Annotated in this window: 24 protein-coding genes; 12 read left to right on the forward strand and 12 right to left on the reverse strand. The window is 64.9% G+C overall.

From position 1 onward, the window contains the following. Positions 1 to 15 precede the first annotated feature (15 nt). The 3 genes from ileS to WFP44_RS06105 are packed head-to-tail and all read left to right on the forward strand — an operon-like array spanning position 16 to position 3,874. Positions 16 to 2,934: an isoleucine--tRNA ligase gene (ileS, locus tag WFP44_RS06095; protein ID WP_336925523.1), complete on the forward strand. Its 2,919-nt coding sequence runs from the start codon at positions 16 to 18 to the stop codon at positions 2,932 to 2,934. After that, the gene (lspA, locus tag WFP44_RS06100) at positions 2,931 to 3,473 is read left to right on the forward strand and encodes a signal peptidase II (RefSeq protein WP_336925524.1); all 543 of its coding nucleotides are present in this window, start codon (positions 2,931 to 2,933) and stop codon (positions 3,471 to 3,473) included. Before ileS ends, lspA begins: the two co-directional genes overlap by 4 nt. A gap of 2 nt (positions 3,474 to 3,475) precedes the next feature. Continuing rightward, positions 3,476 to 3,874: a DUF3035 domain-containing protein gene (locus WFP44_RS06105; protein WP_336925525.1), complete on the forward strand. Its 399-nt coding sequence runs from the start codon at positions 3,476 to 3,478 to the stop codon at positions 3,872 to 3,874. Positions 3,875 to 4,017: 143 nt separating this feature from the next. On the opposite strand, the gene WFP44_RS06110 is transcribed toward WFP44_RS06105, so the two are convergent. Further along, entirely contained in the window at positions 4,018 to 5,310 is a 1,293-nt protein-coding gene (locus tag WFP44_RS06110; RefSeq protein ID WP_336925526.1) for a hemolysin family protein, read from the reverse strand. Positions 5,311 to 5,486: 176 nt separating this feature from the next. Here WFP44_RS06110 and WFP44_RS06115 point away from each other — a divergent pair, with 176 nt between their 5' ends. Further along, positions 5,487 to 6,167 carry a YiaD family glycine zipper/OmpA-like lipoprotein gene (locus WFP44_RS06115; RefSeq protein ID WP_336925527.1) on the forward strand — a complete coding sequence of 227 codons (681 nt, stop codon included), beginning with the start codon at positions 5,487 to 5,489 and terminating at the stop codon, positions 6,165 to 6,167. 61 nt (positions 6,168 to 6,228) lie between these two features. Here the strand turns inward: WFP44_RS06115 and WFP44_RS06120 are convergent, their stop codons facing one another. Continuing rightward, the gene (locus WFP44_RS06120; RefSeq protein WP_336925528.1) at positions 6,229 to 7,005 is read right to left on the reverse strand and encodes a 3'(2'),5'-bisphosphate nucleotidase CysQ; all 777 of its coding nucleotides are present in this window, start codon (positions 7,003 to 7,005) and stop codon (positions 6,229 to 6,231) included. Positions 7,006 to 7,107: 102 nt separating this feature from the next. Between WFP44_RS06120 and sucC the strand changes: the two genes are divergently transcribed. Both sucC and WFP44_RS06130 read left to right on the forward strand, forming a co-directional pair. Next, positions 7,108 to 8,307 carry an ADP-forming succinate--CoA ligase subunit beta gene (gene sucC, locus WFP44_RS06125; protein ID WP_336925529.1) on the forward strand — a complete coding sequence of 400 codons (1,200 nt, stop codon included), beginning with the start codon at positions 7,108 to 7,110 and terminating at the stop codon, positions 8,305 to 8,307. A gap of 96 nt (positions 8,308 to 8,403) precedes the next feature. Then, positions 8,404 to 9,324 carry a hypothetical protein gene (locus tag WFP44_RS06130; RefSeq protein WP_336925530.1) on the forward strand — a complete coding sequence of 307 codons (921 nt, stop codon included), beginning with the start codon at positions 8,404 to 8,406 and terminating at the stop codon, positions 9,322 to 9,324. Positions 9,325 to 9,334: 10 nt separating this feature from the next. On the opposite strand, the gene WFP44_RS06135 is transcribed toward WFP44_RS06130, so the two are convergent. The 6 genes from WFP44_RS06135 to WFP44_RS06160 form a co-directional block, all read right to left on the reverse strand. Continuing rightward, positions 9,335 to 10,549 carry a DUF445 domain-containing protein gene (locus WFP44_RS06135; RefSeq protein ID WP_336925645.1) on the reverse strand — a complete coding sequence of 405 codons (1,215 nt, stop codon included), beginning with the start codon at positions 10,547 to 10,549 and terminating at the stop codon, positions 9,335 to 9,337. Positions 10,550 to 10,670: 121 nt separating this feature from the next. Further along, on the reverse strand, positions 10,671 to 14,087 hold the full coding sequence (locus WFP44_RS06140; RefSeq protein WP_336925531.1) for an efflux RND transporter permease subunit: 3,417 nt from the start codon (positions 14,085 to 14,087) through the stop codon (positions 10,671 to 10,673). A 10-nt stretch (positions 14,088 to 14,097) separates the two neighbouring features. Then, positions 14,098 to 15,327: an efflux RND transporter periplasmic adaptor subunit gene (locus WFP44_RS06145; protein WP_336925532.1), complete on the reverse strand. Its 1,230-nt coding sequence runs from the start codon at positions 15,325 to 15,327 to the stop codon at positions 14,098 to 14,100. A 323-nt stretch (positions 15,328 to 15,650) separates the two neighbouring features. Next, a complete protein-coding gene (locus WFP44_RS06150) occupies positions 15,651 to 15,917 on the reverse strand; it encodes a GlsB/YeaQ/YmgE family stress response membrane protein (RefSeq protein ID WP_336925533.1) in 267 nt (88 codons plus the stop codon). Positions 15,918 to 16,100: 183 nt separating this feature from the next. Further along, entirely contained in the window at positions 16,101 to 16,400 is a 300-nt protein-coding gene (gene sciP, locus WFP44_RS06155) for a CtrA inhibitor SciP (protein ID WP_336920392.1), read from the reverse strand. Continuing rightward, positions 16,400 to 16,720 (reverse strand): hypothetical protein, encoded by a 321-nt coding sequence (locus WFP44_RS06160; protein ID WP_336925534.1) that lies wholly within the window; start codon positions 16,718 to 16,720, stop codon positions 16,400 to 16,402. The genes sciP and WFP44_RS06160 overlap by 1 nt, the downstream gene beginning before the upstream one ends. A 155-nt stretch (positions 16,721 to 16,875) precedes the next feature. Between WFP44_RS06160 and mnmA the strand changes: the two genes are divergently transcribed. After that, the gene (gene mnmA / locus WFP44_RS06165) at positions 16,876 to 18,042 is read left to right on the forward strand and encodes a tRNA 2-thiouridine(34) synthase MnmA (protein WP_336925535.1); all 1,167 of its coding nucleotides are present in this window, start codon (positions 16,876 to 16,878) and stop codon (positions 18,040 to 18,042) included. On the opposite strand, the gene WFP44_RS06170 is transcribed toward mnmA, so the two are convergent. After that, entirely contained in the window at positions 18,039 to 18,410 is a 372-nt protein-coding gene (locus tag WFP44_RS06170) for a hypothetical protein (RefSeq protein ID WP_336925536.1), read from the reverse strand. The two genes, mnmA and WFP44_RS06170, sit on opposite strands and share 4 nt — an antisense overlap. 29 nt (positions 18,411 to 18,439) lie before the next feature. On the opposite strand from WFP44_RS06170, the gene WFP44_RS06175 reads away from it, so the two are divergent. Then, entirely contained in the window at positions 18,440 to 19,612 is a 1,173-nt protein-coding gene (locus WFP44_RS06175; protein ID WP_336925537.1) for a serine hydrolase domain-containing protein, read from the forward strand. A gap of 7 nt (positions 19,613 to 19,619) precedes the next feature. On the opposite strand, the gene WFP44_RS06180 is transcribed toward WFP44_RS06175, so the two are convergent. Next, positions 19,620 to 20,552, reverse strand: coding sequence for a cation diffusion facilitator family transporter (locus WFP44_RS06180; protein ID WP_336925538.1), 933 nt, complete (start codon positions 20,550 to 20,552; stop codon positions 19,620 to 19,622). Beyond that, entirely contained in the window at positions 20,549 to 21,151 is a 603-nt protein-coding gene (gene pdxH, locus WFP44_RS06185; RefSeq protein WP_336925539.1) for a pyridoxamine 5'-phosphate oxidase, read from the reverse strand. The genes WFP44_RS06180 and pdxH overlap by 4 nt, the downstream gene beginning before the upstream one ends. Positions 21,152 to 21,216: 65 nt before the next feature. On the opposite strand from pdxH, the gene WFP44_RS06190 reads away from it, so the two are divergent. From WFP44_RS06190 to WFP44_RS06205, 4 genes are read left to right on the forward strand one after another with little or no spacing between them, the layout of a single operon-like run. Next, positions 21,217 to 22,149 (forward strand): DnaJ C-terminal domain-containing protein, encoded by a 933-nt coding sequence (locus WFP44_RS06190; RefSeq protein ID WP_336925540.1) that lies wholly within the window; start codon positions 21,217 to 21,219, stop codon positions 22,147 to 22,149. Positions 22,150 to 22,203: 54 nt separating this feature from the next. Then, complete coding sequence (locus WFP44_RS06195) at positions 22,204 to 23,223, forward strand: YihY/virulence factor BrkB family protein (RefSeq protein WP_336925541.1); 1,020 nt, start codon at positions 22,204 to 22,206, stop codon at positions 23,221 to 23,223. A gap of 23 nt (positions 23,224 to 23,246) precedes the next feature. Further along, positions 23,247 to 24,038 (forward strand): enoyl-ACP reductase FabI, encoded by a 792-nt coding sequence (gene fabI / locus WFP44_RS06200; RefSeq protein WP_336920408.1) that lies wholly within the window; start codon positions 23,247 to 23,249, stop codon positions 24,036 to 24,038. 47 nt (positions 24,039 to 24,085) lie between these two features. Next, complete coding sequence (locus WFP44_RS06205) at positions 24,086 to 24,487, forward strand: GFA family protein (RefSeq protein WP_336925542.1); 402 nt, start codon at positions 24,086 to 24,088, stop codon at positions 24,485 to 24,487. Here the strand turns inward: WFP44_RS06205 and WFP44_RS06210 are convergent. After that, on the reverse strand, positions 24,484 to 24,855 hold the full coding sequence (locus WFP44_RS06210; protein WP_336925543.1) for a hypothetical protein: 372 nt from the start codon (positions 24,853 to 24,855) through the stop codon (positions 24,484 to 24,486). The two genes, WFP44_RS06205 and WFP44_RS06210, sit on opposite strands and share 4 nt — an antisense overlap. Between the last annotated feature and the right edge of the window lie 2 nt (positions 24,856 to 24,857).

The raw sequence follows: 24,857 nt of genomic DNA on the forward strand, positions 1-24,857 counted from the left end.
TAAGGCCCGCCCACGATGACACAGCAGCGCGATTACAAAGACACGGTCTTCCTGCCCAAGACCGATTTCCCGATGAAAGCCGGCCTTCCGCAGAAGGAGCCGGGCATTCTGGCGCGCTGGCAGGCCGAAAAGGTCTATGCCAAACTGCGCGAGGCGCGCGCGGGCCGCGAAAAGTTCATCCTCCACGATGGCCCGCCCTATGCCAATGGCGATATCCATATCGGCCATGCGCTGAACAAGGTGCTGAAGGACGCGGTGGTCCGCACGCAGACCCTGTTGGGCAAGGACGCGCCCTATATCCCCGGCTGGGATTGCCACGGCCTGCCGATCGAGTGGAAGGTGGAAGAAGCCTACCGCAAGAAGAAGCTCAACAAGGACGAGGTTCCCGCCGAAGAGTTCCGCGCCGAATGCCGCGCCTATGCCGCTAAGTGGGTGGAGGTGCAAAAAGGCCAGTTCCAGCGGCTGGGCATCACCGGCGACTGGGACCGCCCCTATCTCACCATGGCCCCCGAAGCCGAAGCGCTGATCGTGGCCGAGCTGCTGAAATTTGCGGAGTCCGGCCAGCTCTATCGCGGCGCCAAGCCGGTGATGTGGTCGCCGGTGGAAAAGACCGCGCTGGCCGAAGCGGAGGTCGAATACGAGGACATCACCTCGACCCAGATCGACGTGGCGTTCGAGATTGTCTCCTCGCCCATTGCGGAACTGGTAGGCGCTCATGCGGTGATCTGGACAACCACGCCGTGGACGATCCCGGTGAACCAGGCTTTGGCTTATGGGCCGGAGGTCGAATATCGACTAGTCTCCGCCCATGGTAAGAGATGCCTAGTTGCGGAAGAACTTTATCAGGCTTTTCTGCTCCGTGCAGGAGCCTTGCCATCGTTAGGCGAGATCCTAGGCGAACAGCCTGAGCAAGATCGCTCTCATCACTTTACCGACCCGGTCTTGGGGGAGCCCAAAATCTTCAAAGGCTCCGAACTCGCCGGCACGATCTGCCGCCACCCGATGCACCATCTCGGCGGCTTCTATGCCGAACCGCGTCCGATGCTGCCGGGCGATTTCGTCACCACCGAGAGCGGCACCGGCCTTGTCCACATGGCGCCCGACCATGGCGAGGACGACTTTGCGCTGTGCAAGGAACACGGCATCAACCCCAAGTTCGTGGTCGAGGCCGATGGCCGTTATCGCGAGGATTGGGGCTGGCTGCCGCGCACGGATGCGCGCAACATGTCGGTCATCAACCCCAAGTTCAACGCGCCTGACGGGCCGATCTGCTCCGACCTGCGCGAGGTGGGCGCGCTGCTGGCGGCGAGTGCGGATTACAAGCATTCCTACCCGCATTCGTGGCGTTCCAAGGCCAAGGTGATTTTCCGCTGCACGCCGCAATGGTTCGTGCCGATGGACAAGCCCATGGCGCCGTTCGATTTCCCCGTCGCGCCGCTCGGCGGCATCGGCGGCGCGATTTCGCTGGCGGTGGATGCCAGCCACACCGCCACCCTGCGGCAAACCGCGCTGAAGGCGATTGCTGACACTGCCTTCTACCCGGACAAGGGCCGCAACCGCATCGGCAGCATGGTGGAAGGCCGCCCCGATTGGGTGCTGAGCCGCCAGCGCGCCTGGGGCGTGCCGATCACGCTGTTCGTGGACCGCAAGTCCGGCGAATACCTCGTCGATGCGGCTGTGAACACCCGCATCATCGCCGCCATCCGCGAAAAGGGCGTCGATGCGTGGAGCGACGAGGCGGCGCCCGCTCTGCTCGGCCCCGATTACAACCCTGAGGATTACGAGCGGATCACCGACATTCTCGATGTGTGGTTCGACAGCGGCTCCACCCACGCCTTCGTGCTGGAAAGCGGCACCTGGCCCGAACTGCAATCTCCGGCTGACCTGTATCTGGAAGGCAGCGACCAGCATCGCGGCTGGTTCCAGTCGAGCTTGCTGGAAAGCTGCGCCACGCGCGGCCGCGCGCCGTACAAGGCGGTGCTGACGCATGGTTTCACCATGGACGCCAAGGGCATGAAAATGTCCAAGTCCCTCGGCAACACGATCAGCCCGCTTAGCGTGATGGAGGAATACGGCGCGGACATCATCCGCCTGTGGGCGCTCAGCGTCGATTACACCGCCGATCACCGCATTGGCCCGGAAATCCTGAAAGGCGTGGCGGACCAGTACCGCAAGCTGCGCAACACTTTCCGCTATCTGCTGGGCGCGCTGCACGATTACACGCCGGAAGAAGCGGTGAGCGTGGAGGATATGCCCGAGCTGGAGCGCTATATGCTCAGCCTGCTGGCAGACCTCGATGCGCGGATGAAGGCGGCGGTGGAGGCTTACGACTTCAACAGCTACACCCGCGCGCTGGTGGATTTCTGCAACGAGGATCTCTCCGCCTTCTTCTTCGATATCCGCAAGGACTCGCTCTATTGCGATCACCCGGCGGATATGAAGCGGCGGGCCTATCGTACCGTGCTGGATGCGATGTTCCACGCGCTGATCCGCTACGCCGCGCCGGTGCTAGTGTTCACGGCCGAGGAAGTGTGGGCCAGCCGCTATCCCGATGGGGAGAGTGTGCATCTTCTCGAATGGCCCGAAATCCCTGCTGCCGCGAATGCGGAACTGGCGACAAAATGGGCGCAGCTTCGCGCCACCCGTGCGGACGTGCTCGAAGCGATCGAGCCGCTGCGCCGCGACAAGCTCGTTCGCTCAAGCCTTGAGGCCGAAGTCACCGCGCCCGTTGACGCTGAAACAACGGATTGGGCAGAGCTTTTCATCACCTCCGCCGTCCATGCAGGCGAGTTGCAGGTGAGCAAGACCACCCACCACAAATGCGGCCGTTGCTGGCGTCATTTGCCCGAAGTGGCCGAAGACGGCGCGCTGTGCGGGCGGTGCGAGGATGTCGTGGCGCGGCTGGATGCCGAAGCAGGAGCGCCCGCCGCATGACCGGCCTGTTCACCCGCGTGCGCCTGATCGGCCTTGCCGCCGCGCTCCTCATCTTTGCGGTGGATCAGTGGACCAAGCATTTCGTGGTCAATGTGCTGGGCCTGCGCGATGTGGGCGACCATTACCCGCTGCTGCCGTTTTTCGATCTGACGCGGGTGAACAATTACGGCGTGTCGCTGGGGATGTTTTCCGCCACCAGCGTGGAAATGCGCTGGGCGCTGGTGCTGGTGACTGCCGGGATTGCGCTGGGCGTCTTCATCTGGATCCTGCGCGAGCGGCGGCCGTGGGACATTGCCGGCCTCTCGCTGATCCTGGGCGGGGCACTGGGCAATATCGTCGATCGCTACTCTTACGGCTATGTCGTGGACTTTGCCGATTTCCATATCGGCAGCTTCCGTCCCTTCCTGATCTTCAACGTGGCCGATGCCGCGATCACCATCGGGGTCGTGATTCTGCTAATCCGAGCCTTGTTCATCGGCGAGAAACCCGCCACAGAGCAGGAAACCACCGAGGCGGGGCAGACCCGCGGAGAGAATTGACCATGCGTAATGCCACCCGGATCATTTTGGCGTTTGGCGCCACCGCCATGCTGTCGGCCTGCGGCGGGGGTCTGATCGCCGCGCGCGAGAGGCCCGATGAATTTGCCGTGCAGCGGCAGGCTCCGTTGGTGATCCCGCCCGATTTCTCACTGGTGCCGCCTGCCCCCGGCGCGCCGCGTCCGGGCGAAGGCACTGCCGCGCAGCAGGCATTGGAAGCGCTGTTCCCACCGCAATCGCGCAGCGCGGTGGAGCGCGACGCGCTCAGCCGCGCGGGTCAGGCCGAGGTGGGCATCCGTTCCACCGTGGGCGATCCGGCGACCTTCACCGTGAACAAGGGCGCCACCACGCGCACCATCCTCGCCGCGCCGGAAGGTGACGGACAGGCTGCGCGGGCGATCTGATTTGCGAAGGGCGATCCGGCCCTTCGTCCTCGGCGCAATTCCTTTGTTACGCAGCGCGCCGCTGCGACATCTGCGGGCCTGCCTTTGCCTTGCTTGTTGCGGCTCATCGCCAGAACAAGGGTGAAGCGGGGGCAGTCCAGGGCCTAAACCCGGCTTACCAGCAGCTTGTCGATTCGGCGGCCATCCATGTCGACCACTTCAACCCGCCAGCCCTGCTCCTCAAACGCCTCGCCCTCGGTCGGCAGCTTCTTGAGGTGGAACAGCACGAATCCGGCAGCGGTCGCAAATTCGCGCTGATCGGGCAGGGTGATGTCCAGTCGCTGGGCCAGCGCATCGGCAGGCATGGCTCCGGCGATCAGCAGCGATCCGTCCGCCCGCTCGACCACCAGCGGGGTGTCATCATCATCGCGGTGGCTGGCAAAGGTGCCCGCAATGGCGGCCAGAATATCCGCCGTGGTCACGATCCCGTCGAGATGGCCGTATTCGTCATGCACCATCGCCATGCGCGTGCCCGATTGCTGGAGCACGCGCAGCGCGTCCATCGCGTCGAGCTGATCAGGCACCACTTCGGTCTTGTGGATGAGGTCGGCCAGCACGATCGGCCCGCCCGCCAATTGCCGCGCCAGCACTTCGCGCACCTTGATCACGCCCAGCACCTTGTCGGGCGATCCATCGGCCACCGGCACCAGCGAATGCGGTGTTTCCGCTATCACCGAGAGAATCTCCTCCTCGCCGCCCGCCGCGTCGATCCAGTCCAGCTCGGTCCGCGGCGTCATCACTTCGCGCACCGGCTTGTCGGCCAACTTCATGATGCCTGAAAGGATGGCGCGCTCCTGCTCCTCGATCACGCCGCTTCGCGTGGCTTCGGCAAAGATCATCTGCAATTCTTCCGCCGTCAGCCCTTGCTCACCGCTCTGCCGCACGCCCAGCACGCGCAGCAGGAAGGCCGAGGAATTGTCGAGCAGCCACACAAAGGGCGCGGTCGCCTTGGCCAGCATCGCCATGGGCAGCGCCATCACCAGCGCAATGGGCAGCGCCGCGCGCAGGGCCAGCTGCTTGGGCACCAGTTCGCCCACCACCAAGCTGAAATAGGTCGTCAGCACGATCACCAGCGCAAAGCCGGCATTGTCCGCCACATTGGCGGGCACGCCCAGCAGCATCAGCCGCTCCCCCACCGGCCCGCCCAGCGCCGCGCCGGAAACCGCGCCCGATATGATCCCGATCAGCGTGATGCCGATCTGCACGGTGGAGAGGAACTTGCCCGGTTCCGAGGCCAGTTTAAGCGCCACTTCGGCACTCTTGCTGCCGTTGTCCGCCGCAATTCGCAGCTGCGCCGTTCGCGCCGAAACAATCGCCAGTTCGGACATGGCAAAGACCCCGTTCAACAGGATCAGCCCGGCCAGCGCAGCCAGATAGTGCCAAGGGAATGCGGTCATCGCAAGAAAGTCGCTAGCACATTTGCCCCGCTTGTCTAAGACTGTTCATGGGCTTGGGGGCTACTGATGGAACCGGTCAGGAAATCATGCGTTCCCCGGCCATCACTTGTTCATTTTTCGCATCCTAGCTGATCCGGAGTGAGCAAGACCCACTTTTGGGGAACTCGGAGGACGTCATGAAGACTTCACGTATTCTGGTTGCGGGCATCGGCGCTATATCTCTCGTTTCGCTGAGCGCCTGCGTAACCGATCCCAATACCGGCGAACGGACGGTTTCGCGGGCGGCCATCGGCGGCCTTGGCGGCGCTGGCCTGGGCTATCTGCTGGGTGGCATTGTCGGGGGCAAGACCGCGCGCATCGTGGGCGCAGGCATTGGTGCAGCCGCTGGCGGCTATGTCGGCTACCGCATGGACGAACAGATCCGCGAACTGGACGAAGTGACGGCGGGCACCGGCGTGGACGTGAGCCAGACGCCGGGCGGCGATGGCATCCTGCTGAACTTCCCCGATGTCACCTTTGCGGTCGATTCGACCACGATCAGCCCGGCCATGCGCGCGGTGCTGGATGATGTGGCGGCCAGCATGATCCGTTATCCCAATTCGCTGATCGACGTCATGGGACACACCGATTCGACCGGATCGGATGCCTATAATCTCGACCTCTCGCGCCGCCGCGCCGAATCGGTGGCGAACTACCTCGTGTCGCGCGGCGTGTCGCGCGCCCGGATCGAGACGATCGGCTATGGCGAGCAATATCCCATCGCCGACAACACCACCGCAGCGGGCCGTTCGCAGAACCGCCGCGTGGAAATCCGCATTACGCCCGTCACCGAACAGGACGTGCGTCAGGCCTATTGATCAGGGATGGAGGGGCCGCCCGGCCCCTCCTCCTCACCCGTGTTCTGCCTTGAAGGCGGGGTCAGCTCAGCGCCCTTGCGCGATCCGCCAGCCGTTCCACCGCCGCTGCGTGGATCGCGGGCGCAGTGACCAGCAGGCCAAAGGCGCGCGGATCGGGCTTGTTGTAAGCCAGCGCATTCCCGAAGGCATCGGTCACCCGCGCACCTGCTTCACGTGCGATCAGGGTTGCGGCGGCCACATCCCATTCCGACCCCCAGCGCAGCGTGGCGACCAGATCGGCCCGGTTATCCGCCACCATGGCAATGCGCAGCGCGATCGAATTGGGCTTTTCGACCAAGGTCAGATCGGCATCTTCCGGGGCCAGACTGTCGGCAGGAACGCGCGCGCCGGGAAAGACGCGCCGTGTGCTGGCGCTGATATCCACGCCGTTGAGCCGCGCGCCGGTGCCCGCAGTGGCTGTCCACACCTCATCGCGGGCGGGCGCCACCAGCAGGCCGATCAGCGGGCGACCGGCGCTGATCAAGCCCACCGACACCGCCCAGCCGGTGCGGCCGCGCAGATAATCGCGCGTGCCGTCAATCGGATCGACCACCCAGATGAGATCGCGTTGCAGGCGTGCCGGATCGTCCGCCGTTTCTTCCGAAAGCCACCCTGCGGCGGGCAACAGGCGGCCCAGTTCCACCTTCAGGAAAGCGTCCACTTCCAGATCGGCGGCGCAGACCGGGCTTTCATCGCCCTTGTGCCAGCTTTCCACCGCATGGCCCGCGCCCGGCCATTGGCGCATGGCAATCTGCCCGGCTTCCAGACAGATATCTTTCAAGCGATTGCGGTCGATCATGCAAAGGCGAACTTGGAATGCGCTGCAACGCATTGCAAGGCCAAGGAGTTAGTGCTTTAGCGCGAAGCCAACCGATTCATCCGGAAAAAGGTTCTCTCTCCCATGAACATCCACGAATACCAGGCCAAGGAATTGCTCGCAAAGTTCGGCATTGGCGTGCCCGCAGGACACGCGGCGCTGACCGTGGAGGAAGCGGTGGCTGGGGCCAAGGCACTGCCGGGGCCGCTTTATGTGGTGAAGGCGCAGATCCATGCGGGCGGACGCGGCAAGGGCAAGTTCAAGGAACTCGGCCCCGATGCCAAGGGCGGCGTGCGCCTGGCCAAGAGTGTCGAGGAAGTGGAAGCCAATGCCCGCGAAATGCTGGGCAATACCCTCGTCACCGTGCAGACGGGCGAAGCGGGCAAGCAGGTCAACCGCCTCTACGTGACCGATGGCGTTGATATTGCTTCCGAATATTACCTTTCCATGCTGGTTGACCGCGCCAGCGGCCGGATCGCCATGATCGTATCCACCGAAGGCGGCATGGATATCGAAACCGTGGCGCATGACACGCCCGAAAAGATCACCACGATCACCATCGACCCTGCCACCGGCTTCATGCCGCATCACGGCCGCGCGGTGGCCTTTGCGCTGAAGCTGTCGGGCGATCTCAACAAGCAGGCGCAGAAGCTGGCGGCACAGCTTTACACCGCCTTCACCTCGCTTGATTGCGATATGCTGGAAATCAACCCGCTGGTCGAAACGGTGGATGGCAATCTGCTGGTGCTCGACACCAAGATGAGCTTCGATTCGAATGCGCTGTTCCGCCACAAGGACATTGAGGCGCTGCGCGACGAGACCGAGGAAGACCCGATGGAGGTCGAGGCCAGCAAGTATGACCTCGCCTATATCAAGCTGGATGGCGATATCGGCTGCATGGTCAACGGTGCGGGCCTTGCCATGGCGACGATGGATATCATCAAGCTGAACGGTTCGTTCCCGGCCAACTTCCTCGATGTGGGCGGCGGCGCGAGCAAGGAAAAGGTGACGGCCGCGTTCAAGATCATCCTGTCCGATCCGGCGGTGAAGGGCATTCTGGTCAACATCTTCGGCGGCATCATGCGCTGCGACACCATTGCCGAAGGCATCGTGGCTGCCGCGCGCGAAGTCGACCTGTCGGTGCCGCTGGTGGTGCGCCTGGAAGGCACCAATGTGGAGCTGGGCAAGCAGATCCTGGAGCAGTCGGGCCTGCCCATCGTGGCGGCGGACAATCTGGGCGATGCGGCACGCAAGATCGTGGCCGAGGTGAAGCAGGCCGCCTGATCGCGGCAGAGCCTTTTCCTCCGTTACAATTTGCAATTATTCACCGCTTGACCTCCGGCGCGATGGCAATAGCCTTGTGCGCCGGAGGGATGCCCAATGAAAAGAACAACGCTTTGGCTGGCGGCTGCGGCTGTCGCGCTTTCGCCCATGACCGTAACCGCGCAGGACAGGTCCCGCGTTTTCCAGCCATCGGGGCCGTGGACTGCGGACTTCGGGGATGATTACTGCCGGCTGCTGCGCACATTCAGCGACGGGCGGGAGACGGTTTCGATCTCGTTCGAGAAGATTGACACCGGCCCCACGATGCGCCTGACGGTGCTTGGCAACGCCCCATCGGTCTATCGCGGATCGGACGAGATCGGCGTGGAATTCGTTCCTTCGGCAAGCCCCCGACGCCTGCCCTTTGCCCGGTCAACATCTACCGATGGCCAGCAATTGCTGATTTTTTCCGGCGTAGCGATCGATGACGGCAGCGCAGCGCCTATGGGCGAGAATGCGGCTCCTCCTCCCGCTACCCTGCCCAGCGCTGCCGAGCGCGATGCGCAGGAACTGGCCCGCGGCGCACAGATCACCGCGCTCAGCCTGACGAGCGGCCTGACAACCCCGGTGCGGATCGAGACCGGATCGCTGCGCAACGCGATGGAGGTGTTGCAAACCTGCGGTTACGATCTTTTGTCGATCTGGGGTCTCGACCCGGAGAAACACCGCACGCTGTCGCGCCCCGCTTTCCCCCCGCCCGGCCCGCTGCTGGCCAATGGCACGATACCCTTTGGCGAATTTTCCCGGCTGGCAGGCGGCTCGAACATGGTGCGCGTCATGGTTAGTGCCGAGGGGAGGCCGACAGCCTGCGAGATCCACTATCCGACGCTGAGCGCCAATGTGAACACGCGGATCTGCGCACAGATCATGGACAATGTCCGGTTCCAGCCAGCTCTGGATGCCGAAGGGCAGCCGATGGCAAGCTATTGGACTGTTCCGCCCTTCGTGCTCATGGGGCCCCCACCCGGCCGCCGCTAATCCGCGCGCGTCAGAAAAGCTGCGTGATGGCGTGGAGGGCAACACCCACCAGCCCGCCCACCAGCGTGCCGTTGATGCGGATGAATTGCAGATCGCGGCCCACCGCGTTCTCGATCCGGTCGGTGATCGTCTGCGCGTCCCAGCGCTTCACCGTTTCGGAGACGAGCCGCACGATCTGCTCGCCATAGCGCTGCGCCACGCCCACCAGCGTGCGGCGCGCAAGGCGGTTGATCTGCGCCTGCAAGGCCGGGTCGGATTGCAGCTTCTCCCCCAGTTCGCGCAAGGCCGCACCCAATTGGCCGTCGAGCGCTGCATCGGGGTCGCGCGCGGCGGCGATCATGCCGTGGCGGATGCGTTCCCACACGCCCATCCACCAGTCGCCCAGCGCCGGATTGGCGAGCAGGTCGAGCTTGGCGCGTTCCACCTTGGCGCGCAAAGCGGGGTCGGATTGCAGATCGGCCGCCAGTTTTGCCAGCCCTTCCTCCATCCGCCCACGCAGGGGATGCTGCGGATCGACGAGGATTTCGGCCAGCAGGCGGTAAAGGCCATCCAGCACGGATGAGGAGAGGCGATCATCCAGACCCGTCCAGCGCAGCACCGCATTGGCGCGCGCGCGGATCATCTCGCGCACCAGTTCCTCGTTGCCTTCCAGCGTCAGCCCCGCCCAGCGCACCAGGGCGTCGATCACCGGGCGGTGACGGCCATCCTCCATCGCGCCCGCCAGCATCCGGCCGAGCAGCGGCGACACCTCCAGCTTGCGCGCCTGCGCCGCCAGCCCGGCCTTGACCTGAAGGCCCAGCCTTTCGGGATCGAGAGCCTCCAGCAAGTCGACCAGCAATTGCACCGTGCCGCTGCGGATGCGGCCCAGCTGGGCATCGCTGCTGCGCCGTTCCACCAGAAAGCCGCCCAGTGCGGCAGCAAGATTCATATCCTGCAAGCGCCGCGCCACCACGTGGGGGGTGAGGAAATTGCGCCGCAGGAAATCCGCCATCGTATCGGCGATGCGGTCCTTGTTGCGCGGAATGATCGCGGTATGCGGGATCGGCAGGCCCAGCGGATGGCGAAACAAGGCTGTGACGGCAAACCAGTCGGCCAGCCCGCCGATCATGCCCGCTTCGGCAAAGGCGCGGATATAGCCCCAGGCAGGGTGCATATCCTGCCGGGGAAAGGCGATGGCAAAGACCACCGCCATCGCCACCAGCATCAGCGTGGCAGAGATGCGCATCACCCTTGCGCGATCGACAGGGGCACGCGCGCCGGGCGTGGAAATGGCAAACGGGTCTGTCACAGTCCGGCCAGTCTAACGCGGCTGGCCCGCGCGCACCATGGGGCTGGCCGGCCGATGCCTATTCCGCCGGCACCGGTTGCGCACGCGCCTTGTCGGCATCACTGTCACCGGGCTTGTAGGTAAGCAGGTTCTCGCGCAGCCACGGCCCCACGCGCTTTTCCAGCCCATCAGCGAGGCTGAAGCCCGCCGGCACGATCAGCAGGGTGAGCAGCGTGGACAGAATCAGGCCGCCGATCACCACCGTGCCCATCGGCGCGCGCCACGCCGAATCGCCGCTGAGCGAAAGCGCGGTGGGCAGCATCCCTGCGGTCATGGCGATGGTCGTCATCACGATGGGCTGCGCACGCTTGTGCCCGGCTTCCAGAATGGCCGCACGCTTGGCAGCGCCCTTTTCCATCTCGTCGAGCGCAAAGTCGATCAGCAGGATCGAGTTCTTGCCGACAATGCCGAACAGCATGAGAATACCGATGAACACCGGCAGCGAGAGCGGCTGGCCCAGCGCCCAGACGAGCACCAGCCCGCCGAGCGGCGCCAGCGCCAGCGAAGCCATGTTGACCAGCGGCGAAACGAGGCGGCGGTACAGCAGCACCAGCACGGCAAAGACCAGCAGGATGCCCGTCACCAGCGCCACGCCGAAACTGTCGATCAGCTGGCCCTGCCATTCGTCCTGACCCACCGGGGTATTGGCAACGCCGGTGGGCAGGTTGCGCATGATCGGCAGATTGTTGATCGCCGACATCACCGAACCGCGCGCGGCATCGGGCGCCAGATCAGCGCTGACAAAGACCCGGCGGTTCTGGTTGTAACGCTCGATCGAGGTTGGCCCCATGCCAAGGCCGATTTCGGCCACGCGCTCCAGCGGAACCGATCCGCCGGTGGAGGTGGGCACGGGCAGGTTGCGGATAACCGACAGATTGCGCCGGTCGCCTTCGGCAAGGCGCACGCGAATGGGGATCTGCCGGTCGGAAAGGGAGAATTTGGCTGCGTTCTGGTCAATATCGCCCAGCGTGGCGATACGGATCGCCTGGCTGAGCGCCTGCGTGGTGACGCCCAGGCTGGCCGCCAGATCCTCGCGCGGCTTGATGATCAATTCGGGCCGCTGGAGGTCCAGCTCCACGCGCGGGCCGACCGCGCCGGGCACATCCTGCATCTGTTCGACCAGCGTATTGGCAGCCGATTCCAGCGCCGCCGGATCGGAACCCGACAGCATGATCGTGATCGCACGGCCCGAACCGCCGCCGCCACCGCCGCCATCCTGGTCCTGGAAATTGACCCGCGCATCGGGAATGTTGGACAATTCCGGCCCCAATTCACGGATGAATTCGAGACTGGTGCGTTCGCGGTCCGGCTTGAACACAAGGCGCACCATGCCGCTGCCTTCATTGGCAATGCCCAGGGCCAGCGCCACTTCGGGCTCCTCGCTCATCCGCGCGGCCACGCGGCTGACCACTTCGTCGGTCTGCTGCAAGGTCGTTCCCGGCACCATATTGATGCGGATCATCGCAAAATCGCTGTCCGCATTGGGGAAGAACTGCATCGGGATGCGGCTGCCGACAAGGACGGTCAGCCCCAGCGCCACAACGCCCACCAGCATCATCCACACGCGGTGATCAAGGAAACGCGCGCCCAGATAACGTGCGCGGGCGAAGAAGGGATTGCTGTCATACCCTGCCATCCGGCCGCCAATCAGGCCGAGGAGGAAATTGACGAGGCCGCCCACCAGATAGGCAAGCACAAGCAGGCCCAGCATCAGGCCAAAGGACAAGCCGGCTTCGCCGCTTTCGCCGGACGCATCCGCCCCGCTGCCCATCCATTGGCGCAGGCCGAGAATGACGATCAGTCCGCTGGCCACGGCCAGCAGGTGGAACCACCAGCGCGTGCCCGTCTTGCCGATGCGCGCGCGCATGGCGCGGAACCTGCTGTCATCCAGCGACCAGCGCAGCACCTTCATATAGGTGTCCATCAGGCGGCCTTCGCCGTGCGCGGCCTCGCCCTTGGCTTTCAGGAAGTAGGCCGCGACCATCGGCGTAATCATGCGCGCCACCGCCAGACTCATCAGCACCGAAACAACAACGGTGAGCCCGAAATTCTTGAAGAACTGGCCTGACACGCCCGGCATCAGGCCCACCGGCAGGAACACCGCCACGATGGAGAAGGTGGTGGCGACCACCGCCAGCCCGATTTCGTCCGCCGCGTCGATGGAGGCCTGATAGGCGCTTTTGCCCATGCGCATATGGCGCACGATGTTCTCGATCTCCACGATCGCATCATCGACCAGCACGCCTGCAACCAGTCCCAAGGCAAGCAGGGAGAGCGTATTGAGCGTGAAGCCCAGCCATTCCATGAAATAGAAGGTCGGTATCGCCGATAGCGGGATGGCCAGCGCGGCGATGATCGTGGCGCGCCAGTCCCTCAGAAACAGGAACACGACGACCACGGCCAGAATGGCGCCTTCCACCATGGCGGCCATGCTGCTTTCATACTGGGCCTTGGTGTAATCGACTTCCGTGAACAGGCGGGTGAAGCGGATGCCGGGATTGGCCTCCTCCAATTCCTGCAGGACTTCCACCGCGCCGTCGTAAACGGCGACATCGGATTCGCCGCGTGCGCGGGTAATCGAGAAAGTGACGACCTGCCGCCCGTCAATCTTGGCGAGCGAGCGGATTTCGCCATAGGCATCGCGCACCGTGGCGATATCGGCCAGCTTGACCGTGCGCCCGCCGCCCAGCGCGATCTGCGTCTGCGACAATTCGTAAGCCGACCCGGCATTGCCCAGCACGCGAACCGATTGCCGCGAACCGGCGATCTCAGCCTGCCCGCCCGCCGCGTTCACATTGGTCTGGCGCAGCGTGGAATTCACCGCAGCCGCGGTAACGCCCAGCGACTGCATCTTGGCCGGATCGAGAATGACAAGGATTTCGCGATCCACCCCGCCGCTGCGGTTCACTTCGGCCAGGCCGGGGACGTTCAGCAGCGCCTTGGTAATCGTGTCGTCGATAAACCAGCTCAGCTCCTCGATCGTCATGTCATCGGCGGTGACGCCGAAATAGACGATGGGCTGCGAACTGGTCTGCTGCTTGAAAATGCGCGGTTCCAGAATCCCGTCGGGCAACTCGCCCCGGATCTGGTCGACCGCGCTTTTGACCTCGTTCACCGCTTCGGCAATGTCGGTGCCAAGCAGGAACTGCACCTGCGTGGATGAACTGCCTTCGCTGGCGGTCGAGCGGATGCTTTCGACCCCGTCCAGCGTCTGCACCGCAGCTTCCACGCGCTGGGTGATCTGGTTCTCTATCTCGCTCGGCGCGGCGCCGGGCTGCGCGATGGAGATGATGACCACCGGAAATTCGATATCCGGGCGATCCTGGATATCCATCCGCTGGAACGCCATGATCCCGGCCAGCATCAGGCCGATGAAAGCGAGCAGCGGGACGATCGGGTTGCGGATCGACCAGGCAGAGATGTTGCGGAAATTCATGCGCCCGCGCCTATCGCGCCGGGGCCGGGGCCGGGGCCGGGGCCGCGCCCTCCACCACCGGACGCACGGTTTCCCCCACATTGAGGAAGCCGCCCGCGCGCGCCACGATGCGCTCCTGTCCGGTCAAGCCAGCGGCAATGATGATGCCATCGTCGCTGATCATGCCCAGTTGCACATCGCGCCGCTCCACCTTGTTTTCGGCGTTGACAACCAGCACATAGCTGCCGCTGTCATCGGAGAGAACCGCGCTTTCGGGCAGGCGCGGAGCTACCACCGCTCCGCTGTCGATCTGGATCGAGGCAAATCCGCCGGGGCGCAGCGAGGCGTTGTATGCCATCGCGCACCGCGCGGTGCCCTGCCGGGTCTGTTCGTTGATCACAGGTGATTTCTGCCAGATCTGGCAGGTAAAGGTCTGGTCGCTGCCCACCGGAGTGACCCGCCCCGTCGCGCCCACGGGGATGCGGTCAAGCTCGCTCTCGCCAATCTGTGCCAGCAATTCCATTTCTCCGCCGCGCGCGATGGAGAACAGGACGCCTGAACCTGCGCCCACCACCTGGCCGGGTTCGACATTGCGTGTCAGCAACAGCCCGGCCGCCGGGGCCACGATGTTGAGCTGCGCATTGCGTGCCTGCCGCTCGCCCAGCTGCGCCTCGGCCACGCGCACGCGGGCATTCGCGGCGTCGCGGGTGGCGGTGAGCCGGTCGACATCGGCCTGGCTGATGAAGCCGCGGTCCACCAGCTGCAGCGCGCGATCGAGATTGGCCTGCGCCAGGCTGGCATCGGCGCGCGCGACTTCGATCTGTGCGGCGGCGCTGGCGGTCTGCTGGGTCTGCACCGAACGGTCGATCACGGCAAGCACCTGACCTGCCTTGACCCACTGGCCCGCCTCTACGGGCACGGACACCACGCGCCCGCCTTCCCCCACCACGCCCACCGGCATTTCGCGGCGCGCCGCCAGCGTGCCGGTTGCGTTGATCAGGCCCGCATAACTTCCCACGCCCGGGCTGATGACGGTGACGGCCGGGATCGTGCCTTCGGCCTGACCGGTGAAGGGCGCAGGCTCGTCGCTGCGGTTCAGGAGGAAGAAGGCGATGATCGCCGCAACACCCAGAACGGCCAGCGCAATGATGAGATTGCGCTTCTTCCGCGCGCGCAATGCATCCTGTTCATCCAGAGTCCCGCCAGGCTGCCCGGAATCCTGCGAAATCTCGCTCAGGTCCATTCGCGTTTCGTAGTTCATTTGCGCAGTCCGCCTCGATCTTACGGTCCGGCGCGGATCGCCTGGAGCCCCCTTTTTCCGCCGGATCGCTCCGCACGGTAACGGGTCATGCCCTAGCACCGCTGCCGCAGCCCGCCGAGATGGCCTGACTGCCGTAACCGGTTGCGCCATATACGCTTGCGTTGCGTGCTGCAACGCACCCATCGTCCAGAGGGCGAGCACCATCGACCAACGGTGCGTCAGCGGCAAAGCAAAAAGGCCGGAAACGCGAGGGTTTCCGGCCCTAAAGCCAATTTGTATCATTTTGTCAGGCGGTCATCCGATCGCCTTTGTGCACCCGGACTCTAGCGAATCCGGCCGCGCTGAACCAGATTGACAATGCCCAGCAGCACGATGGCGCCGAGCAGCGCGATCAACAGGCCGGTGAGCGAAAAGGCCTGCACCGTCCCCTGAACGCCGAACAACGGGCCGGCAAGCCAGTTGCCGATCACCGAACCAACGATACCGACAACGACATTCCAGAAAATGCCCATCGACGCATCGCGGTTCATGACCAGGCTGGCCAGCCAACCGGCAATGCCGCCTACGATAATTGCAATGATCCATCCCATAACCGTCTCCTCCTGTTTCCCTCCGGCCTTACGGGCCCGCAGGCGCCCTGCTGCATCAATGCGGCAGAGCCCATGCGGTTCCGGCCTCGCGCAGTTAAGAGCGAGGCCGGAGGGGAAACTGACGGTTAACGAAACACGAGTCCAACGAATTGAATCAAGCGGCCCGGATGAAGCCAACGGCCGTCAATATTTGAGCTGGCGCTCGTAAAGGTCGCGGTAATGCTGGATGCGGGTCACGCGCAGGCCCTGCATCCCCGAACGGTCCACCGCCCGTTGCCAGCTGGCGAATTCCTCCAGCGTAAGCGAATAGCGCTCCAGCACCTCGTCTATGGTCAGCAGGCCGCCATTTACAGCGGCCACGACCTCGGCCTTGCGGCGCACCACCCAGCGGCGGGTTTCGGGCGCGGGAAGATCGGCAAGCGTCAACGGCTCCCCAAGGGGACCGATGACTTGCGCGGGGCGGATTTTCTGGTTCTCGATCATTATTTCCTCTGGTCGCTGCCGCAACCGGCATCACGCGATGCCCCGGTAATGACCCCAAGCGCTTTTCGATCGGCTAAATCTTCAAGGTTAACGCCCTGTTTGCCATTGGAGAGCGCAGCAATCCGCCGCGCCGAATCGGCATCGAAACTTGCCAGCTTCTCCGCTTCTCCTGGCCGGCGCAGGGCGCAACGCAAATCACGCACAGCATCAAGCCGTGCGCGCAGGTCGCGCCACGTCATTTCGCGCAAGATTCCGGATTCGCCGGAATCCTGTCCGGTTTCAATGGCCTGCTTGGCCGAAGGCAGTTTTCCCTCGTACATGACAAGCGTCTTACACGCTCAACCGTCAAGAAGCGGTAAAGCCGCGCTTAACCACGCCTTAGCCGCGGCCTCGACGTTTTGCCCTCGGCCCTCTGCTATTCCTTGCCCGCGGCCGCGCCATTGGCGCGCGGACGGCAAGAGTGTATGGGCCGCCCATGCCCGCCGCCTCCCTTTCTCCTGCTCCGCCGCTTGATGCGCAGTGCGCCGCCGCCCTGTTCGATCTGCCGCGCGCCGCAGCCAAGTGCCGAATCGTGGTCGCCATGTCGGGCGGGGTCGATTCCTCGGTCGTGGCGGCCCTTGCCGCCGCCAGTGGGGCCGAAGTGATCGGCATCACGCTGCAACTTTACGATTATGGCGCGGCCACCGGGCGAAAGGGCGCGTGCTGCGCGGGCGACGATATCCGCGATGCGCGCGCGGTGGCCGACCGGTTGGGCATCGCGCATTACGTATTCGACCATGAGAGCGCTTTTCGCGAGGATGTGGTGGAACGCTTTGCCGATGATTATCTGGCGGGGCGCACGCCGATCCCCTGCATTCGCTGCAATATGGGGCCAAAATTCACCGATCTGTTGCGCATGGCGCGCGATCTGGGGGCCGATTGTCTGGCAACAGGCCACTATGTGCGCCGGGTGATGGGTGCCGCGGGGCCGGAACTGCACCGCGCCGCTGATCCGGCGCGCGACCAGTCCTATTTCCTTTACGGCACGACCGGGGAACAGCTCGCTTTCCTGCGCTATCCGCTTGGTGGCCTGCCCAAAGACGAGGTGCGACGTCTGGCGGCAGGATACGGGCTTGCCGTGGCAGCCAAGCCCGACAGTCAGGATATCTGTTTTGTGCCCGATGGGGATTACGCCCGCATCGTCACCAAGGTGCGCCCCGAAGGCGTTCGGGCCGGCGAGATCGTCCATGCCGCCACGGGCGAGGTGCTGGGCCACCACAAGGGCATTATCCATTACACAGTGGGCCAGCGGCGCGGGCTGGAAATCGGCGGACTGGCCGAGCCGCTCTATGTCGTGGCGCTCGATGCCGCCAGCGCCCAGGTGCGCGTGGGGCCAAAAGCGATGCTGGCGGTCGCGTCGGCGCAATTGATCGAGACGAACCGCATCGGCCCGCTGCCGGGCCATGGGCTGACGGCCAAGGTGCGGTCGCTGGCAAAGCCCGTCCCGGTCACGCTGGAAGGCGAATTGGGTGACGGCGCATCCGCCACCATCCGCTTTGCCGCACCCGAATTCGGCGTGGCCCCGGGGCAGGCGGCGGTGCTCTATTGCGGGGACAGGGTCGTCGGCGGCGGCTGGATCGATTCGACCGGGGCAGCCGCCTAGTTTTCCCACCCCTCCAGCACGCAGCCAAAGCCGTCGCGGTATTGCGCCGTGGCGCGGGCGACCAGGGGCACGCGGGCGGTGACCGTCCGCGCCTCGTCATCTTCGCTCAGGAACACCGCCTCCATGCCGGGGACGAAATCGCCCTTGCAGCTCGCCAGATCGCGCCCGCCCAGATGGCGGCACGAACAGGCGGTACGCGCGCCATAGGCGGTGGCGACTTCGGCCTGCGCGCGGATGGGCGCGCCCCATTGCCAGGCGGCAAGGCCGAGCACCAGCAGCGCCCCCATTAGCCAGAACGCCCAGCCATTTTTCGGGCCGCGACGCGGGCCAAGGAGGGTGGTCGCTTGTCCTTTCTTTCGGGTTGCCATTCCTGCCTGCCTGTTCAATTGAGGCGCTGATGCTGCCTTCGCCTGATCCTGCCACCTTCCCTAAACGCGCCAAGCGGCTGCGGCCAAGCGCCAAACGTGCCATGGCATCGCTGGGCGCGATTCTGCTTGCCTCATGCGGGCAGGAAGGCCCACCGCCCCTGCCGCCGCTTCCCGAAAGCGCGCTGGAAGCCGTGGCGGTGGAACCCGGCGTCCCGCGCGAGGAGCTGGCGCGCCGGCTGGACGCGCTGTTCACTGGCGATGACCTTGGCGAAACCTATGCCGTGGTCATCATGCACCGCGGCGAAGTGGTGGCCGAGCGGTATGCCGAGGGGTTTTCCGCCGACACCCGCTTCATCGGCTGGTCGATGTCCAAGACCGTCACCGCCGTGCTGATCGGCATGATGGTGGCCGACGGGCGACTGGCGCTCGATACCAGCCCGCCGATTGATCACTGGCAGCGCGCCGGCGATCCGCGCGGCGCGATTACGCTGCGGCATCTGCTCCAGATGCGGTCGGGCCTCAGGCACCAGGAAGGAGCCGAACCGGTGCAGGACAGTTCCGAAGTGCGGATGCTGTTCCTCGACGGGCGCGACGATATGGCGGCCTGGGCCGAAGCGCAGCCTCTGGCGCATGAGCCGGGCAGCCAGTTCACCTATTCCACCGCCACCACGGTTATTCTGGGCGACATCATGGCGCGGCTGCTCGCGCCCGAAGGCGATGCCGCCACACGCCAGCGCGCCATGGCCGATTTTCTGGAGGCTCGCCTTGCCGTGCCGCTGGGCCTGACCAGCATGGTGGGCGAATATGACGCGGCGGGCACTCTCATCGCGGGCAGCGCGATCTGGGCCAATGCGCGCGACTGGGCACGGTTTGGCGATTTCCTGCGCAGCGGCGGCGCTGCGGGCGGCGTGCAGGTGGTGCCGCGCGGCTGGGTCGATTTCATGAAAAGCGAAAGCCCGCGCGCGCCCGATTACGGCGCGCAACTCTGGCTCAACCGCCCCTCGGGCACCGAGCGCAATGTGATCTTTGCCGACCAAGGCCCGGACACGGCCTTTGCCGCAATGGGCCATCTGGGGCAGGTGCTCTATATCTCGCCGCAGCAGGGGCTGGTAATCCTGCGCACCGGCAAGACGCTGGACGAAGAGGAACGCGCACTGATGGATGCTATCGCGGCAATTTCCGCGCTTTACCCGGTGCGTTGACGGCGCGTTACCGGCGATCGGGGAGCAATTCCTCGCCCTCGGCGCGCACAAGCCCTTCAGGGTCGGGGTGAATCAGCACTTCCACGCCGGGAAATTCGGCCTCGATCCGCGCTTCCAGCTCGTCCATCAGGCGGTGGGCATCGGCCACGCTCATCCGCGGATCAACCGCCGCGTGGAACTGCACAAAATCCTTGGCCCCGCTGGTGCGCGTGCGCAGATCGTGCACCCCGCGCAGTTCCGGATGGCGCGCCAGCACGGCGAGGAAGGCGCTGCGCCGTTCCTCCGGCCATTCGTGATCCATAAGATGATCTATCGCACTGCCCGCCGCGCGCCACGCGCTCCAACCCAGCCACAGCGCGATCCCCAGCCCAAACAGCGGATCAGCTCCGGCGACATTCAGATAGCGGTCGAGCACCAGCGCCGCGATCACCGCGAGATTGAGCGCCAGATCGCTCTTGTAATGCAGATGGTCGGTGGAAATCGCCAGGCTGCCGGTGCGCGCGATCACATGGCGCTGCCACCCGATCAGCGCCAGCGTCGCCACAATGGCAATGACGGAAACGGCGATGCCCTCCTCCGCGCCAGCCACCCGCCCGCCGGCCAGCCATTGGCCCACCGCGCGGTACGCCAGCCCGAAAACGGAAAGCGTTATCAGCACAACCTGAAACATCGCGGCCAGCGCTTCGGCCTTGCCGTGGCCGAAACGGTGCGTGGCATCCGCCGGGCGCGCGGCGATCACCACGCCCGCCAGCGCCGCCATGCTGGCCACCAGATCGAGCGCGGTATCCGCCAGACTGCCCAGCATGGCGGTGGAACCGGTTTGCCAGACCGCCCACAGCTTCATCCCCACCAGCAGCAACGCCACCGCCATGCTGGCATAGGCGGCGCTGCGCGTCAGCCAGGCGCGCTCTGCCTCGGCCGGCGTGCGCGGCGCGCTCACGGATAGAGCAGCGTGCTGGTCCAGCCGCCTGTCGCGGTGCGGGTGAACTGGCGGCGTTCGTGCAGGCGATTGGGGCGATCGGTCCAGAACTCCATCCGTGCCGGATCAAGGCGGAACCCCGTCCAGTGCGGCGGGCGCGGAACCTGCACCGGGCAGGCCTCGGCAATCTGCTCCACGCGCCGCAGATAAGTCGCCCGCGAATCGAGCGGGCGCGACTGGTCGCTGGCCGCGCTGCCCACTTGCGATTTCAGCGGGCGCGAATGGAAATAGGCGTCGGCCTCTTGGGCGCTCACCTCGGTCAGCGGGCCTTCGATGCGGATCTGGCGGCGCAGGCTCTTCCAGTGGAACAGCAGCGCGGCATTGGGATTGGCGAGGATTTCGCCGCCCTTGCGGCTGTGCGAATTGGTATAGAATACGAAACCGCGCGCATCGTGTCCCTTCAGCAGCACCATGCGCACCGATGGCAGCCCGTCGGGTGTGGCCGTGGCCAGCGCCATGGCGTTGGGGTCGTTCGGTTCTGCCCCGTTCGCCTCTTCGAACCAGGCATCGAAAAGGACGAAAGGATCGGTATCGGGAATGGCGTTGTCGGTATCCTGCATAAGGCCGGGTTACTCCAAGCGGCAAACGCTTGCCAGCCAACAATGCATTACCTAGCTAACACACCATGAGTGATCCTTACGCAACACTGGGGGTATCCCGCACGGCAAGCGAGGCGGAGATCAAATCCGCCTATCGCAAGTTGGCGAAAGAACTGCATCCCGACCGCAACAAGGACAATCCCAGGGCCTCGGAACGCTTCTCCGATGTCACCCGCGCCTACGATCTGCTCTCCGACAAGGAAAAGCGCGGCCAGTTCGACCGGGGCGAAATCGATGCCGAGGGCAATCCGCGTATGCCCTTTGGCCAGGGCGGCTTTGGACCTGGGGCAGGTGGCGGCGGATTTCGCGGTGCGGGCGGGCCGGAAGAAATGGATCTTTCCGACCTGTTCGAAGGGCTGTTTGGCGGGCGCATGGGCGCACGGGCAAGCGGCGGATTCGGCGGGGCGGGCTTTGGCCGTCGCCCGCCGCCCCCACCTCCGCGCGGGGCCAATCTTGCTTACACGCTGAAAGTGCCCTTTGTGGATGCAGCCACGCGTGCGCCGCAACGCATCACGCTGGGCGATGGCAAGACAATCGACCTCAAGCTCCCCGCCGGGCTGGAAGATGGCACGCAGATGCGGCTGAAAGGCAAGGGCGAGCCGGGGCCGGGCGGCGCGGGCGATGCGCTGGTGACGATCAAGATCGAGCCGCATCCCTTCTTCCGCCGCGACGGGGCCGATGTTCTGCTCGAACTGCCGGTAACGCTCGACGAGGCGGTGAACGGCGGCAAGGTCAAGGTGCCCACGGTGGACGGGCCAGTGATGCTGAATGTGGCCGCAGGCTCGTCCTCGGGAAAGGTGCTGCGCCTGAAAGGCAAGGGCTTTTCCAAGAAGGACGGGTCGCGGGGTGACCAGCTGGTGACCCTGCAGATCCACCTGCCCGCCGATCCCGCCGCGCTGGCGGCCCGGCTGGATGGGTGGAAAGACGACAGTCCGGTGCGCCAGCGCTTCGGCTTGTGATGCAGGGGCACACCTGCCCTCGACCCGGCTTTACCCGCCTGTTAGGACGAGTGCATGGCTTTGCCCGGCACGCCCGAAGCGCCCTCATCTGACGAGGGCCTGGTTGACCTGTCGCCCGAAGCGCGGCGGCGCGAAGCGGTTCAGTCCGCACGGCTGCGCGACCGGATGCGCAACGGCAAAGATCGCCGCGAACTGCTGAGCAGATGCAAGGTCGTCCTGAGGCGGGCAATGGTGGGCATCTATAATGACGGCCCTATCCACGCCGGCAATCTTGCCTATCTGTCCATGCTGGCGATCTTCCCGTTCTTCCTGACCGGCGCCGCCGCCTTGTCGCTGCTGGGGGAGGAGGCCGAACAGGCCGCCGCGGTCAATGCGGTGCTCGCCGCCATGCCGCCGGTGGTGGCCGATGTGCTGCGCCCCGTGGCGCTGGCCGCGATCGAGGCGCGCAGCGGCTGGCTCTTGTGGGTGGGCGGGCTGATCGGCCTGTGGACGGTGGGCAGCCTGATCGAAACGATCCGCGACATTCTGCGCCGCGCCTATGGCACCAAGGCGACGCGAGCCTTCTGGATCTACCGCCTCGGCTCCACCGCGATCATTATCGGCGCGGTGCTGGTGCTGATGGCGTCGCTGGTGGCGCAGGTGATGATCGGCGCGGCACAGCAGGCCATTGCCGCCTGGATGCCTGAGCTGGCCAGCGCCCTGCGACAATTGGCATGGTCGCGGATCATCGCCACGGGCGGGCTGTTCGCGTCGATCTATCTGCTGTTCTATGCGCTCACCCCCGATCCCTACCGCCGCAGTCGCTACCCCAAATGGCCGGGTACCCTGCTGACAACGCTGTGGTGGCTGGGCGTCAGCATGGCCCTGCCGCCGGTGCTGCGTTCGGTCTTTACCTATGACCTCACCTACGGATCGCTGGCGGGCAGCATGATCGCACTTTTCTTTTTCTGGCTGGTGGGCTTAGGGATGGTCGCAGGTGCGGAACTGAACGCCGCACTGGCCGAGCCGGAGGGAATGGAGCCCGACAGCACGGCGAATAGGACGCAAGCGGCAGTTGAGGAGGGCGCGCAATGACGGCAGGTCTTGTTCCGGGTCTGATGCAGGGCAAGAAGGGCCTCATCATGGGGCTGGCGAATGAAAAATCGCTGGCCTGGGGCATTGCAAAGAAGCTGCATGAGCACGGCGCGGAAATGGCCTTTTCCTATCCCAACGAAGCCTTTGCCCGCCGCGTGGGGCCGCTTTCGGCCGAACTGGGCAGCGATTTCCTGATCGAGTGCGACGTGTCCGACATGGCGGCCATGGACGCCGCCTTCGCCCAGATCGAGGAGCGCTGGGGCAAGCTCGATTTCCTTGTCCACGCCATCGGCTTTTCCGACAAGAACGAGCTGCGCGGCAAATATGTCGATACCAGCCTCGAAAACTTCCTGCTGACGATGAACATCTCGGCCTATTCGCTCGTGGCGGCGGCGAAGCGCGCGCGCCCGCTGATGAAGGATGGCGGATCGATCATCACGCTGTCCTATTACGGCGCGGAAAAGGTCGTGCCGCATTACAATGTGATGGGCGTGGCCAAGGCGGCGCTGGAAACCAGCGTGAAATATCTCGCCAATGATCTGGGGCCGGAAAACATCCGCGTGAACGCGATTTCCGCCGGGCCGATCAAGACGCTGGCCGCCAGCGGGATCGGCGATTTCCGCTATATCCTCAAATGGAACGAGCTAAATTCGCCCATGCGGCGCAATGTCACGATCGAGGATGTGGGCGGCGCGGGCCTTTATTTCCTGTCCGATCTCGCCAGCGGCGTGACGGGCGAGGTGCACCATGTCGATGCGGGCTATCACCTGGTCGGCATGAAACAGGAAGACGCGCCCGACATCGCGCTGGCATAAGGCCCTCGTTCCGCATATGTTCCATCCCGAATCGGGGTTGGAGACAGATGATGGCGATGACAGGTGGATGCCGCTGCGGCGCGGTGCGGTATGAAGTTTCAGGCGATGTGCTGCACCACGCGCTGTGCCATTGCCGCGATTGCCAGATGGCCAGCGGTGCGCCGATGGTGGCGTGGCTGGCGGTAAAGGCAGAGGGCCTGCGCGTGACGCAGGGTGAAGCCGCCAGCTATGTCAGCCCGGCAGGTTCCCTCCGCCGTTTTTGCGGCAATTGCGGCACGCCGATGTTCTTCGAAAACGCCCAATTCCTGCCCGGTATTGTCGATGTGCAATCAGTGACGCTCGACGATCCCGATGCCCAGGCGCCGCAGGTCCACATTCAGGTGGCCGAACGGCGCAGCTGGATGGCGGATGCGGCCAGCCTGCCCGAATTTGAGCGATTTCCGGACTAGAGCCAATCGAAGGCCATATCGCTGAACAGCGCCAGCCAGGCGGCCAGCAGGCCGTACATCATCGTGCGGGGAAAAGTGTCCGGAAGTCGCGCCAGATCGGGCCGGCGGCGCGGATGGCTCAGCCAGTGCACGCTGCCCACCGGCGGCTGCGGATTTATGGAAGCCGTGCGGCCGCGCACCTCGTGCGTAACGGTGCCGTTCAGAAACTGGAAAACCGGAACGAATCCGTCCGTGCTCAAATCGTGCCGCACCACCGTGCCGCGCACATGGCGCACCCCCTGCACCACCCGCAGCAGATCGGGCCAGCCAAACAGCACCAGCGCGTAAAGCGCAGGCAGCAGCGCCGCGATGAGCAGAACCTTGAACACGG

The sequence above is a fragment of the Alteraurantiacibacter palmitatis genome (assembly GCF_037154115.1).
Lineage (GTDB): Bacteria > Pseudomonadota > Alphaproteobacteria > Sphingomonadales > Sphingomonadaceae > Alteraurantiacibacter > Alteraurantiacibacter palmitatis.

Bases quoted from the DNA above. Each gene is read 5' to 3' on its own strand.
- ileS (WP_336925523.1), top strand. From the start codon at position 16: ATGACACAGCAGCGCGATTACAAAGACACGGTCTTCCTGCCCAAGACC.
- lspA (WP_336925524.1), top strand. From the start codon at position 2,931: ATGACCGGCCTGTTCACCCGCGTGCGCCTGATCGGCCTTGCCGCCGCG.
- WFP44_RS06105 (WP_336925525.1), top strand. From the start codon at position 3,476: ATGCGTAATGCCACCCGGATCATTTTGGCGTTTGGCGCCACCGCCATG.
- WFP44_RS06110 (WP_336925526.1), bottom strand. From the start codon at position 5,310: ATGACCGCATTCCCTTGGCACTATCTGGCTGCGCTGGCCGGGCTGATC.
- WFP44_RS06115 (WP_336925527.1), top strand. From the start codon at position 5,487: ATGAAGACTTCACGTATTCTGGTTGCGGGCATCGGCGCTATATCTCTC.
- WFP44_RS06120 (WP_336925528.1), bottom strand. From the start codon at position 7,005: ATGATCGACCGCAATCGCTTGAAAGATATCTGTCTGGAAGCCGGGCAG.
- sucC (WP_336925529.1), top strand. From the start codon at position 7,108: ATGAACATCCACGAATACCAGGCCAAGGAATTGCTCGCAAAGTTCGGC.
- WFP44_RS06130 (WP_336925530.1), top strand. From the start codon at position 8,404: ATGAAAAGAACAACGCTTTGGCTGGCGGCTGCGGCTGTCGCGCTTTCG.
- WFP44_RS06135 (WP_336925645.1), bottom strand. From the start codon at position 10,549: ATGCGCATCTCTGCCACGCTGATGCTGGTGGCGATGGCGGTGGTCTTT.
- WFP44_RS06140 (WP_336925531.1), bottom strand. From the start codon at position 14,087: ATGAATTTCCGCAACATCTCTGCCTGGTCGATCCGCAACCCGATCGTC.
- WFP44_RS06145 (WP_336925532.1), bottom strand. From the start codon at position 15,327: ATGAACTACGAAACGCGAATGGACCTGAGCGAGATTTCGCAGGATTCC.
- WFP44_RS06150 (WP_336925533.1), bottom strand. From the start codon at position 15,917: ATGGGATGGATCATTGCAATTATCGTAGGCGGCATTGCCGGTTGGCTG.
- sciP (WP_336920392.1), bottom strand. From the start codon at position 16,400: ATGATCGAGAACCAGAAAATCCGCCCCGCGCAAGTCATCGGTCCCCTT.
- WFP44_RS06160 (WP_336925534.1), bottom strand. From the start codon at position 16,720: ATGTACGAGGGAAAACTGCCTTCGGCCAAGCAGGCCATTGAAACCGGA.
- mnmA (WP_336925535.1), top strand. From the start codon at position 16,876: ATGCCCGCCGCCTCCCTTTCTCCTGCTCCGCCGCTTGATGCGCAGTGC.
- WFP44_RS06170 (WP_336925536.1), bottom strand. From the start codon at position 18,410: ATGGCAACCCGAAAGAAAGGACAAGCGACCACCCTCCTTGGCCCGCGT.
- WFP44_RS06175 (WP_336925537.1), top strand. From the start codon at position 18,440: ATGCTGCCTTCGCCTGATCCTGCCACCTTCCCTAAACGCGCCAAGCGG.
- pdxH (WP_336925539.1), bottom strand. From the start codon at position 21,151: ATGCAGGATACCGACAACGCCATTCCCGATACCGATCCTTTCGTCCTT.
- WFP44_RS06190 (WP_336925540.1), top strand. From the start codon at position 21,217: ATGAGTGATCCTTACGCAACACTGGGGGTATCCCGCACGGCAAGCGAG.
- WFP44_RS06195 (WP_336925541.1), top strand. From the start codon at position 22,204: ATGGCTTTGCCCGGCACGCCCGAAGCGCCCTCATCTGACGAGGGCCTG.
- fabI (WP_336920408.1), top strand. From the start codon at position 23,247: ATGCAGGGCAAGAAGGGCCTCATCATGGGGCTGGCGAATGAAAAATCG.
- WFP44_RS06205 (WP_336925542.1), top strand. From the start codon at position 24,086: ATGATGGCGATGACAGGTGGATGCCGCTGCGGCGCGGTGCGGTATGAA.